This is a genomic window from Tsukamurella strandjordii, assembly GCF_039525985.1.
Taxonomy (GTDB): Bacteria; Actinomycetota; Actinomycetes; order Mycobacteriales; family Mycobacteriaceae; genus Tsukamurella; species Tsukamurella strandjordii.
Window position 1 is genome coordinate 69,024 of sequence record NZ_BAAAII010000008.1, and the last position, 11,621, is coordinate 80,644.

An 11,621-nucleotide genomic window follows, 5' to 3' on the forward strand; every position below is an offset into this window, starting at 1 on the left:
CCAGGTGGAAGAGGTTCCGTTCGGTTCTGTGAGCGCGGAAGCACCCCGGCCTGGCCCCTCCGTAGGGGCCAGGCCGACGGATCACCGGGAGAGCCGAGCCGCGACCGGCATTCCCAACGACCCCTGCAGATTGCACGTGAGGGTGAGCGAGGTGGTGCCCGATACCTGAATCTTCGGGTCGCTCGACGTCAACCCGGTACCGGCGAACTTGTGCAGGGTCACGGTGAGGGCCCCGACGGTGCGGGTGGGATCGGTGATCGAGACGTCGTATCCGCTCGCGGTTCTGGTGATGACGACCGCACACGGCCCCGTGGCCTCAGCGACACCCACTTCCTTCACCGCGGTGAAGGCGTGCATACCGACCGTCGTCCCATCGGGGTCGAGCGGTCCGTAGTGCAGTGCCGCGGACCTCCGAATGTTCGCGGCGTCCAACCCCGCCGCGGTCCCGGCCCCCGGAGTGATCCAGTACTCGTAACCGTCACCGTCGGCACCGTGGACGAGCACCAGGGTCACATAGTGCCGGGTGATGTTATCGGTACTCGATCCCTTCGTGACTTCCGCCCAGTTGCCCGTGCGAGCTCCACTGATGACGCGAACCTTGCGGGGCGCGAGGAAGCGGTAGCCGACCTGTCCTTCGATCGCCACCGTGGTGCACTGCACCTCCTTCCACTGCGGCGCGTCCACGGGCTGGCCATCCACCAGAATCCTCGGCGCCGCGCCGGCGGCGAAGCCGCGATTGTCCAGAACGGTGTACACATCGCCCGTGTAGCCGTTGAGCCGCTTCAGGTCCGAACCGAGACAGAGGATTCCGGTTTTCCCGACGAACCACGACTTCCGCACCGACATCGTGCGCAGGTCGTTCGTCAGCTGCATGCCCTGGGTTCCCACGGCGTGTTCGGGCAGTGCGGCTCCGCCGGCCCACGGACTCGCTCCCGCCGGCGAGATGGTGCCGTTCTCCCGGAACTCCGGTACTCGAGCCTGGCTCGTGACCGTCGTCCCCGGCAGCAGTTGCGAGTCCACCGTGGGCCAGAACTCCTCGCCGAACTGCCCCGGATCCGCCTTCGTACACAGGAACACGAAACCGTCGCCCTGGTACCAGGACTTGGCGTTCTCATTGTTCCCGTACTCGCGGCGTGCGATCCGCGTGGACGAGAGGGCGACGGTGAAAGACCAGCCCGCACGCGATGCGAATGCCCGGTCCATGGAATTCATCAGGACGAACCGATCGACGGCGGGTACCGCCGGAGCGGCGGCCGCCCGCTCTTGCGCCCACGCGATGTGGCCCCGTTCGGGAAGGCTCACAATCCCCTTCTGGGTGAGAGAGGAGTTCGAGGCCGTAGCGGACTGGAGCACCTCCGGTGACCCGAGTTCGGCACCGATCAGGCTTCCCGCCAACAGCCAATGCTTCGAGGCGACAACGCCGCCGTTCCCCACGAAACGTCCGTGGACCGAGTCGAACATGCGCCCCTCCCAGATCAGCGACGCATAGCTGTTCTTGCACATCGCGAGAATGAACTTCTTCGTCTCATCGTTCAAACCGCCGGCACCGTACCTACTCATCACGGTGACGTACCGGGAGATCATCCGAGCGAGCACGACGCCGTACCCACCGGTGTACGGAACGTTCACATGCTGAATGAAGCCGCCGTCCAGGTAGAACCCGTCCCGCTGCGTCACGTACTTGAAGATGCTGTCCTTACCGGCACTGTCCTCGTCGGCGAAGGCCTGCCGGCCCTTCTCGAAATAGATGGCATCGCCCAGGATCGCGCCGCACACGATGGCGATCATCGCCTTGGCGCCACGATTGGCTCCTGTCTCCAAATAGTTTCCGAATCGGCGATACTCGGGGTTCGGACAGAAATACCGCGCGCGGGAGGCGGCGCTCGTGATGAGGGCGTCCCGATCGATCGTCTTACCACCGGAGGTGGCGGGAGGTATCTGCGCGGGGAACACTTTCAGCATGGTGACCACCGTGGCGATCGCCTCCGAGGTACCGATCTCCAGTTCCCACCAATTGGCGCCCGAGTAGATTCCGTTGCAGACCGTGACCAGCTTGTCCGTGAGCTCGGCGACGACGCTCGCATGGTCCGGCTTCTGGAAGTAGGCCGACCCCGCCACCCCGTACGCCACGGCAACGTTCCCGAGTTCGGTGAACGCTATCCGAACCCGCATTTCGTACTCTCTCGATACAGTTTTCGCCGGGACGCCCAGGTCCTGGACCATCTTCGGAAGCTGCGCGAGCTTGCTCGCGATCCCCTCGTCGTACTCCCGGATCAAGTCCGTGAATGCGGCCGTCCTGTTGAACCCCGTGAGGATGTCCCGATAGCCCTCGATGACACCATCGAATCCGGTGGCTGCATTGGCCGGGGACGCCATCGTCGCTCCGCCCGCGGTGATCGCCACGGCACCGCCGGCCACCGCGACCGCGCGCAGGAAGTTCCGCCTCGTAGTTCCACGCACATCACCCGCAGGCTGTGTATCCGACATTGACAAACTCCTCTGGTCAGTTGCCACTACGGCTGTCACATCCGCTGCATCGATGCAGGCGGACGACTGTCCACTTCGGGAACCGGATGGTTGGAGACACCGCTCCGGCATGGTCAGAAACGTCACGACCGAGCACGGGCGCCCACTTCGCGAGCTACGTAACCCTATTTTGTAATGAACAGTTCGTAAAAAACGATAGTAGTCTGCCGGTGATTCAGTGCGAGATTCGCCGGCGACACGCGGGAGATTCTTGCGATCACACTCAGGAGGGGGTGGGGAGTTGACCGCGGCCAATGGACCGCATGTACTCCGGCAGATGAACGCCGCCACGGTCTGGCGGGCGCTTCGATCCGCCACTGCCGAGGGCATCCGTGTCACCGAGATCTCCCGCACCACGGGCCTCTCGCGCCCTGCCGTCACGCGCGCACTGATGACACTCGACCACGCCGGACTCGTCGAATCCATCGACGAGACGGACCGCCTTGCCGTGGGCCGTCCCGCCGTGCGGTACGCCTTCCGCGCCGACACCGGATACGTCGCGGGTATCGATGTGGGCCCGCACAAGATCCTCGTGGTGATCGCCGACCTCCGCGGGCGGCCGATCGCAGAGCACCGTGTCGGGCTTCCCCTCGCGGCCACCGGGAACACGATCGCGACCCAGCTCGAATCCGCTCTGGCCGAAGCGATGGCAGCGGCGGAGATCGCCCGTTCCGACCTGTGGGGCATCGCGATCGGCACCCCGGGCGTCGTCGACCACGCGCGGGGCGAGGTCGCACTGGCACCCAGCATCCCGCGGTGGTCGGGCCGCCCCATGCTGGCGTCGCTGGAGAAATGGGCGGACTGCACCATCGTGATCGACAACGACGCGAACATGGCCGCCCTGGCCGAGTACCGCCACGGGGACCAGCCGGCCAGCCTGCTGTTCATCCACTGGGGAGAGCGCGTCGGTGCCGGCATGATCCTCGACGGTCGCATCTACCGCGGAGCGCATTCCGCCGCCGGCGAGCTGGGATTCATCAACGTCGGCACGTCTCTCGACGACGAGGTCCCTCCCATCGCCACAGAGCGCCTCGGCTCGTTCGAGTACATGGTGGGCGCCCAGGAGCTCCTGCGACTCGCACGCACCAGGGCGACGCCGGACGTGAGCGCTCGGATCAACGACGAGGGCAGTCTGGTCCCCCTGTTCGAGGCCGCGGACGCCGGGGAGCCGCGCGCAGTGGAGATCGTCGACCTCATCGCGCGTCGATTCGCGCGGGGCGTCGCGATGTACACCCTCGTCTTCGATCCCGACGAGGTGGTCATAGGCGGCGGCCTGTCGCGTGGTGGCCCCACGCTCTTCGCCGCGATCGACCGGTACCTGCAGCCGCAGCTCCTACACCCGGTCGAGATCCGAACCTCGCCACTGCACGACAGCGGGGTCGCGGTCGGAGCCACGTACGTCGCCCTCGACCGCGCCGAGGCCCGGATACTCGCCCGAATCGATGAGATCGTCACCGGCGACAAATAGCCGGAGCGATCACCTTTCCGCGCCGACGGCGACCAACCTGGTCAGCCAGAACTCGTACGGAAGATACGACGTGTCGTGCTCGAACCCCCTCGCCGGTGGAATCAATTGGGAGGCCTGCAGCAGGCGCCAACCGTCGACGAGCGCGTCCACGCCGGTCGCGTACGGAGGCACATCGCCGTCGCCCATGGTCGGTCGGCTTCTACCCGTGCCGTCGTACCTCGACCAGCCGAGCACCGGCGAATCGAGGGCCGACGTCGCGAGTTGCAGCACCATCACCTGCTGTCGCACACCCGGTTCGGCGAGGGGCGCGATGAATCCGTCGCGGGCGGCGGCCGGTGTCGTGTCAGTCATGATCAGAAATCCCTCTCACTGGTTCCAGCCGGCGCCGTGGCCGGCGAATCCCAAGCGCTGGTCCGTGGCCCCGGGGGCCACGAAAGTCGGCGTGATCGTCTCTCTCGTCAGGTAGTAGTCGATATCGAACATGTCGTCGCCGGTCAACGCTCGCCACAACTTGGCTCGTTTGATCTGCTCGAGCCGCCCCTCCGCGCTCGACGCCCATCGCGGCGGTGCCTGCAGGGCCTCGAGCACCTCCGGAGAATCGATATCGTCGGTGTTCCACAGTCGGAGTTGTCGCACGGTGGGGTTGAAGCGGATCTTGAACATGTATCGGGGCTCATCCGAATCGTTGCGGCGGCCACCGTGCCAGATCCCGTGGTGGAGGAACACCACCGTGCCCGCCGGGCACACGAGTCTCGTCTGGCCCACGAGATTCTGATACCGGCCGATCCCCGACTCGTTGATCCGCCGCAGATGCGTCCCGGGCACGCTGAGCGTTCCGCCCTGCTCCAGAGTGACTGCCCGTGGGTAGTACATGAACTGGACGTCGAAGGCCGTTTCACGCGTGTCGAGCACCGCATCGGCGTGCATGTGCTGCGCCTCACCGCCGTGTGCGGGTCGGATGTGCACGTGATGGTGGTCGATCCGCGGGTCCGGGCCGACGAGACTGCGCAACGCGCCCGCCACAGCCGGGATGTCGAGCAGTTCCCGCACGAAGCTGCCCGCGGGATATGCGGTCTCGAGGGGCGTGCCGTACGGATGACCGGGAATCCCCTCGTCCAGCACTGCCAGCGCGCGTTCGTTCACCGCCTCCGGCACCACGGATTCCAGGGCGATCGAGCCGGTGGCGACGAACCTCGCCATGTCCACCGAAGTGAGGAGGTGCTTGCGTTCCATCGTCGATTCCATGCAGAGAACGGTAGGCGCGACCGCGCCGGAAGTCGTGGCCCACATCACGCGACTACTGGTAAATTTTCACCATGCCGATCGACCTGAGCGGGCCACCCCTCGTGGTGCAGGCCGGCAACGCGGTCCACTGCTCCGGCCCCGGCCCCCGCACGGAGGTGTACTGCCTGCCGGATCTGTGGGCGTTCCACCTGTACTCGTACACCGCGGAACTGGTCATCGACGGAATCAGCCACCAGATCCGCCCCGGCACAGTGTCACTGGTACCTCCGGGCGCAGTCACCGAATACCGCTACACCGGGCCCAGCCGCCACGATTTCGTGCATTTCTCCGCCGCCTGCTCCCCCGGCGGCGACGTGTCACCGCTCGTGCTCAACCCCGGGCGATCGCTGCCCGACTTCGACGTGACCTTTCGCAACGCGGTGCGCCACGCCGCGACCGCACCCGATCGCGCACGCGCCGAGATCTGGGTCGCGCTGCACCGGCTGCTCGACCAGGAGGCCACCTTCGTCGGTAGCATCGACTATGTTGCCCAGGCACTTTCGATCATCGAGTCGAACCTTGAGGCACTCCCCTCGGTCGCCGAGCTGGCACGCGAGATCGGCATCTCCCACACTCACCTGACACGCTTGTTCCGCACGGAGACCGGGCGCACCGTCATCGGATACATGCGTCACAGGCGCATCGAACGTGCCGTGCACCTGCTCCGGAACTCAACCCTGCCGATCTCCGCAGTCGCTGCCTCCGTGGGCTACGAGGACACGCAGGCGTTCAACAAGGCCTGCCGCATCGAGACCGGGCTCTCCCCGCGCAGCCTGCGTGGCCGCGGTGATCGGCCGCGGGACCGGCGCGCCTGAGACACGATCGGGACACGGCCGGGGCTCGACGGGGACGAGCCCGGGACGGAGCGCGCCGATGCTGGTCGCATGGCACCGTCGAAACCACTCCCCCGCATCGTCTTCGCCGTCGGTCTCGCCGCGCTGCTGGCGGTGGGCGGCTGTGGATCCACCACCCTTCCCGGTGGTGTGGGCACGCCCGCGGGACCTGCCGCCGGCGGTTCGGACGGCACCCCGAGCGGTCCGCTGGGGGCCGCCGACGGCGTGCTGCCGGACAGCATCTCCGTGGACACCGATACACCCGCCATCACCAAGCTCCAGCCGGAGCTGCGCCGGGCCTTGCAGGCGGCGGCGACGGCGGCGCGGGACGACCGGGGCGTGGAGATCAGGGTGACCTCGGGCTGGCGCTCAGCGCGGTACCAGCAGTCGCTCTACGACGATGCGGTCAGGAAGTACGGATCGGAGGCCGAGGCCCGGCGCACGGTGGCGGACGGGGCGACCTCCGAGCACGTGCGCGGTGAGGCCGTCGATGTGGGACCGACCGATGCCGCCGACTGGATGACCCGGTTCGGCGAGGACTACGGGCTGTGCCGCGTGTACGCCAACGAGATGTGGCACTTCGAGGCCAAGACGGGCGGGCAGTGCGCCCCGATGGTGGACGACGCCGCATCGCGCTCCCGATGACCCAGCCGGACAAGGGCTCCGGTACCAGCGGAGCCGGTACCGGAGCCCTTCACAGCCGGCCCTGCGACCGGATGGGACCTACGTCGGCGAGCAGAAGCTCAGGACCGGCGCGACCGCCGCGAGGCAGAAGACGCCGGCGGCGTTGTTCTGCTGGTACTGGGTCTGACCGGGGTTGGCCCGCTCGGTCCAGTCGAGCGCCTGCTTGGTGCGGGCCGGCTGCACCGAGTAGTCGGAGAGCTTGAGGTTGAAGGTGGTTCCGACCGACACCTGGATCTTGCCGAGCGTCACGGGGATCGATCCGCCGGGCTGGATGTCGTTCTTCAGGGTGATCACCTTGTCGCGACCGTTCGCGGTGAGCAGGGTGACCGAGTACCCCTCGGTGTCGCCGAGAGCCACGTTGCCGAAGTTGTTGGAGCTCAATACGAACTGGGTTCCGGCCGGCAGCACCTGCGCGCGCTGCGCCTGCCCGGCGTTCGCATCGGCCCGATCGGCCACGTTCCTGATGGTGAATCCGTTGTCCTTGCCGATCGCCGACGCCTGCGCGGTGACCTCGACGAGATCGACACTGTTCGCGCCGCCGCCCGAGGGATGCGGCTTGGGCGATGCCGATGCCGCGCCGGTGGCACCGAGAAGCGAGAGCGAGACGCCTGCGGCGACTCCGACCATGGCCGCGACGGACCTGGTGACCTGAGTATTCACGGTAGAGCCTTTCGTTGAGGGAGACGCTCGGACACATACTGTGAGCGGGGCCACAGTGACCCGCTCGCCAATGAGTCTGCATTCGCAAACTAACGAAAAGAAGAAACGCATCATGGCCATTGGATGTTGTTATTGCAAACAAACTTAACCGGCAACGCCCTTTGTGCTATCGCCGGGGGCGGAACCGCTTCGGCCGCCTCAGTGTCCGTGGCGCTCAAGGCGTGTCAGACGCCAGCGCTCCATGAGATCCGGGAGTTCCGTGAGCACGAACTCGAAGAAATCACGCATCACCGCCACACGCTCGGCCGCCGGACCGCCCTCCGGAAGCTCCTTGAGCCCGTCGTCGGCCACGGTGAGCCACCGCTCCAGAATGGGATTGCGCGAGGTCAGCGCTTCGTACCAGATGTCGTCCCCCAGCTCGATGAGGCTGTGGCGCGAACCCGGGACGTGCGATTTCCGGATCATGCCGGCCTGTTCGAGGTAGCCGACCGCACCGGACACGGCGCCGGCCGACACCGAGAGCTGCTTCGCGATCTGCGACGGGGTCAGCGCACCGTCCGGCGAGGCGAGCACCGCGGAGAAGACCCGGGCCGCCATCCGTTGCATTCCGGCCTCGACGAGGGCGGCTGCCATGTTCTCCACGAAGTTCGGCGCGTCCACAGACGCAGAATATACAGGGTTCTGACACTTCACAAACTTCTGAAATGGGTATAGCGTCGCCGCTATGACCAACGATGTCATCCGCGCCGAGGGCCTGACCAAGACCTTCGGTAGCGCTCACGCTCTCAACGGCCTCGAACTCCACGTCCGCCCCGGGGAGGTACACGCCTTCCTCGGCCCCAACGGCGCGGGGAAGTCGACCACCATCCGAATCCTGCTCGGCCTGCTCAAGAAGACGGACGGCACCGTCGAACTGCTCGGCGGTGATCCCTGGCGCCAGGCCCCCGAGCTGCACCGTCGGCTCGCCTACGTGCCGGGCGATGTGACCCTGTGGCCCAACCTGTCCGGCGGCGAGATCATCGATCTCCTGGGCCGGCTGCGCGGCTGCATCGACGAGGCGCGCCGCGACGAGCTGCTCGACCGCTTCGCCCTCGACCCCACCAAGAAGGCGCGCACCTACAGCAAGGGCAACCGGCAGAAGGTGGCACTGGTCTCCGCCTTCGCCGCGCGGGCCGAACTGCTGATCCTCGACGAGCCCACCTCGGGCCTCGATCCGCTGATGGAGGAGGTGTTCACGCAGTGCCTGGAGGAGGAGAAGGCCAGGGGCGCTTCGATCCTGCTGTCGAGCCACATCCTCTCCGAGGTGGACCGCGTGGCCGACGCCGTGACCATCATCAAGGACGGCGCCACCGTGGAGACCGGCACGCTCGCCTCGCTGCGTCACCTCTCGCGCACTCGGGTGGAGGCCACCGTCTCCCAGCCGACGGATCTGTCGGGCACCGCGGGCGTGCACGATCTGCAGGCCGACGGCGATCGACTGTCGTTCAGCGTGGACACCGCCGACCTCGGCAGCGTCCTCGCCCGATTGGCGGCCGGCGCGCCGACCTCACTCACCAGCCGCCCGCCCACACTGGAGGAGCTGTTCCTGCGGCATTACGACACGGCCGAACAGGGCGCTCGATGACCGGGCTCGGCGCCACCCTGCGGCTGGTGGTGCGGCGCGACCGCATCCAGCTCGCGGTGTGGCTGCTGCTGTACGTGGCGATGGCGGCCTCGGCCTATTCCACCGCGAAGACCAACTACACCGACCAGGCCGCACTCGACTCGGCCGCGCGCGCCGCGAGCGAGAACCCCTCGCTCGTCGCGATGTTCGGCCCGGTGTACTCCGCCACCGTCGGCGCCGTGGGCATGATCAAGATGGTGGTGATGATGGCCGCCGCGCTCGGCCTGCTCACCGGCCTGCTGGTGATCCGGCACACCCGTGCCGACGAGGAATCGGGGCGGCGGGAAATGCTGGGCGCCTCCGCCATCGACCGCATCGCACCGCCCCTGGCCGCGCTCATCGAGTCCGTCGTGCTCAGCCTGGCGATCGGCGTGCTCAGCGCGCTCACGCTGATCGGCATGGGCGCCGACGCACCCGGAAGCCTGGCCTTCGGGGCGCTGTGGGCCCTCACCGGCATCGTCTTCGCGGCCTTCGCCCTGCTGTGCGCGCAGCTCACCGAAGGCGCCCGCGCCGCTCGCGGGTTGTTCGCCGTGGGACTGGGCGCCGCCTACCTGCTGCGTGCGGTGGGCGATGTCTCGGTGCTCCGCACGGACGGCACCCTGCCCGCCGAACCGGGCTGGGAGTCCTGGCTCTCGCCGCTCGGCTGGTCGCAGCAGATGCGCCCCTTCGCGGACGACCGGTGGTGGCCCGTGATCCCGCTGCTCGTGCTCACCGTGGCGCTCGCCGCGATCGCGCTGCGCATCGCTGCTCAGCGCGACCTGGGCGCCGGGATCATCCCGGTGGGACGGGGCCGGGCGCACGCCGGTCCCCTGCTCGGCTCCGTCGAGGCGCTCACCTGGCGGCTGCATCGCGGCCAGCTGATCGGCTGGACGGTGGGCATGCTCGCCGTGGGTGCCGCTTTCGGCGGAATGGGTTCGGCGATCGACTCGCTCGCCGGGAACGAGGGCACCCGCGAGATGCTGGAGCGCCTCGGCGGATCCGGCTCGAACCTGCTCGACATCTTCTTCGGTGCGGAGTTCTCGGTGATGGGCATGGCCACCGCCGCGCTCGGCATCTCCATCGTGAACACCGCGTGCTCCGAAGAGCTTTCCGGACGCGCCGAGTACCTGCTCGCCGGACCGGTACGGCGGCTGCGCTGGTACGCCTCCCACCTCACCGTGGCGGTGATCGCCACCTTCGTGGCCACCGCCGCACTGGGCCTGGGTGTCTCGCTCACCGCCGGACAACAGCTGATCGGTCCCGCGCTGGGCGCACTGCCCGCGGTGTGGGTCCTGACGGCCATCGCCGCGCTGGCCGGCGCGATCTCCGCGCAGTGGTCCGCGGTGGGGTGGGTGGCGCTGGCCCTGTGCGTGGTGATGATGGTGGCCGACGTCCTGCGCCTGCCCGACTGGGTCTCGAAGCTGTCGCCGTTCACGCACGTCGCCACGCAGCCCGGTTCCCCGCTCATCACCGGCACCACCGTGGCCCTGATCGCGATCGCCGCGGCCGGCCTGCTCGCCGCGGCCTTCTCCGAATCGCGACGCGATCTGGCGGCCTGATCGATGACCACGTCCGCCGGCGCCGGTGCGCTCCTGAGAGTGCGATCACGCGAAAAGCCCTGCAAATGACTACTGACCGCAGCGAGCGAGTCAGCTGCGGTCAGTGCACTCTCAGGATAACAGGAGAGTTGCGATCATGCATATATCTCATCGCGATCTTTTTGTCATGTCTTTATTTCGTTGTGATCACAACGTTTCAGGAGATCGCGGCCCGCGGGATACGCGGCCAGCGCGGCCGGCATCGAGCCCGGCCGCCCGGACTCCAGGACCGCGATCACCGCGCCGAGCCGGTCCGGTCCCCCGGGCTCCACACCGAGCCGTCGCAACACCTGCCGAGCCACCGGTTCCGGTGAATCGAAGACGGTGAGATCGCGTCCCGTGCGCTCCCGCAACGCCGCCACGATCTGCTCCCGCACCAGCCCGTAGTGCGTGCACCCGAGCACCACCGACTCGATGTCCTCGGGGGTCGCCGCCGCGGCCGCGGACACCGCCGCGGACACCCGACCGAGATCGCCGGAGTCGATGGCCTCGGCCAGTCCGTAACAGGGAATCCTGTGCGCCAGTGCCGGATCGGCGAAGGCGTCGATGAGCGAGGTCTGGTAGTCGCTCACCGTGGCCGCGGCGGTGGCCCACACCGCGAAGGGGCGCCCCGTCGACCCCGCGGGACGGATCGCGGGCACCACCCCGATCACCGGCACCGCGGGCTCGAACCGGGCCCGCGCCGCCTCCAGGGCGTACATCGATCCGGTGTTGCAGGCCACCACGATCGCGTCCACGTCGTAACGGGCGGCGGCCCCCGCCATCGCCACGATGCACTCGGAGATCCGCTCGGGCGGCAGCAGGCCGTAGGGCATGTTGTCGGGATCGCGGGCCAGCACCAGCTCGGTATCGGGGCGCAGCCGCGACAGGGCGTCGGCGTAATTGACCATCCCGAAACCGGAGTCGATCACCGCCACGCGCATGGC

The 11,621-nt window shown here is 67.8% G+C and carries 11 protein-coding genes; 5 read left to right on the forward strand and 6 right to left on the reverse strand.

Annotated elements, in window-relative coordinates; all coding sequences use genetic code 11:
- Window positions 1-81: 81 nt before the first annotated feature.
- Complete coding sequence (locus ABD108_RS14900) at window positions 82-2,781, reverse strand: polysaccharide lyase family 8 super-sandwich domain-containing protein (protein ID WP_343930686.1); 2,700 nt, start codon at window positions 2,779-2,781, stop codon at window positions 82-84.
- Window positions 2,782-2,803: 22 nt separating this feature from the next.
- Between ABD108_RS14900 and ABD108_RS14905 the strand changes: the two genes are divergently transcribed.
- On the forward strand, window positions 2,804-3,994 hold the full coding sequence (locus ABD108_RS14905) for an ROK family transcriptional regulator (protein ID WP_343930687.1): 1,191 nt from the start codon (window positions 2,804-2,806) through the stop codon (window positions 3,992-3,994).
- A 9-nt stretch (window positions 3,995-4,003) separates the two neighbouring features.
- Here ABD108_RS14905 and ABD108_RS14910 read toward each other — a convergent pair whose 3' ends face one another.
- The gene (locus ABD108_RS14910; protein ID WP_343930688.1) at window positions 4,004-4,345 is read right to left on the reverse strand and encodes a hypothetical protein; all 342 of its coding nucleotides are present in this window, start codon (window positions 4,343-4,345) and stop codon (window positions 4,004-4,006) included.
- Between the two features lie 15 nt (window positions 4,346-4,360).
- Entirely contained in the window at window positions 4,361-5,239 is an 879-nt protein-coding gene (locus ABD108_RS14915; protein WP_343930689.1) for a phytanoyl-CoA dioxygenase family protein, read from the reverse strand.
- Between the two features lie 101 nt (window positions 5,240-5,340).
- Between ABD108_RS14915 and ABD108_RS14920 the strand changes: the two genes are divergently transcribed.
- Both ABD108_RS14920 and ABD108_RS14925 read left to right on the forward strand, forming a co-directional pair.
- The gene (locus ABD108_RS14920; protein WP_343930690.1) at window positions 5,341-6,093 is read left to right on the forward strand and encodes a helix-turn-helix domain-containing protein; all 753 of its coding nucleotides are present in this window, start codon (window positions 5,341-5,343) and stop codon (window positions 6,091-6,093) included.
- 69 nt (window positions 6,094-6,162) lie between these two features.
- Window positions 6,163-6,756: a M15 family metallopeptidase gene (locus ABD108_RS14925; RefSeq protein ID WP_343930691.1), complete on the forward strand. Its 594-nt coding sequence runs from the start codon at window positions 6,163-6,165 to the stop codon at window positions 6,754-6,756.
- 78 nt (window positions 6,757-6,834) lie between these two features.
- On the opposite strand, the gene ABD108_RS14930 is transcribed toward ABD108_RS14925, so the two are convergent.
- Complete coding sequence (locus ABD108_RS14930; protein WP_220657068.1) at window positions 6,835-7,455, reverse strand: hypothetical protein; 621 nt, start codon at window positions 7,453-7,455, stop codon at window positions 6,835-6,837.
- Between the two features lie 198 nt (window positions 7,456-7,653).
- Window positions 7,654-8,115, reverse strand: a complete 462-nt coding sequence (locus tag ABD108_RS14935) for a GbsR/MarR family transcriptional regulator (protein WP_220657069.1) — start codon at window positions 8,113-8,115, stop codon at window positions 7,654-7,656.
- Between the two features lie 64 nt (window positions 8,116-8,179).
- On the opposite strand from ABD108_RS14935, the gene ABD108_RS14940 reads away from it, so the two are divergent.
- Both ABD108_RS14940 and ABD108_RS14945 read left to right on the forward strand, forming a co-directional pair.
- Window positions 8,180-9,079 (forward strand): ABC transporter ATP-binding protein, encoded by a 900-nt coding sequence (locus ABD108_RS14940; RefSeq protein ID WP_343930692.1) that lies wholly within the window; start codon window positions 8,180-8,182, stop codon window positions 9,077-9,079.
- On the forward strand, window positions 9,076-10,656 hold the full coding sequence (locus ABD108_RS14945; RefSeq protein WP_343930693.1) for an ABC transporter permease: 1,581 nt from the start codon (window positions 9,076-9,078) through the stop codon (window positions 10,654-10,656). The genes ABD108_RS14940 and ABD108_RS14945 overlap by 4 nt, the downstream gene beginning before the upstream one ends.
- A gap of 164 nt (window positions 10,657-10,820) precedes the next feature.
- Here the strand turns inward: ABD108_RS14945 and ABD108_RS14950 are convergent, their stop codons facing one another.
- A complete protein-coding gene (locus tag ABD108_RS14950) occupies window positions 10,821-11,618 on the reverse strand; it encodes a glutamate racemase (RefSeq protein WP_343930694.1) in 798 nt (265 codons plus the stop codon).
- Window positions 11,619-11,621 lie beyond the last annotated feature (3 nt).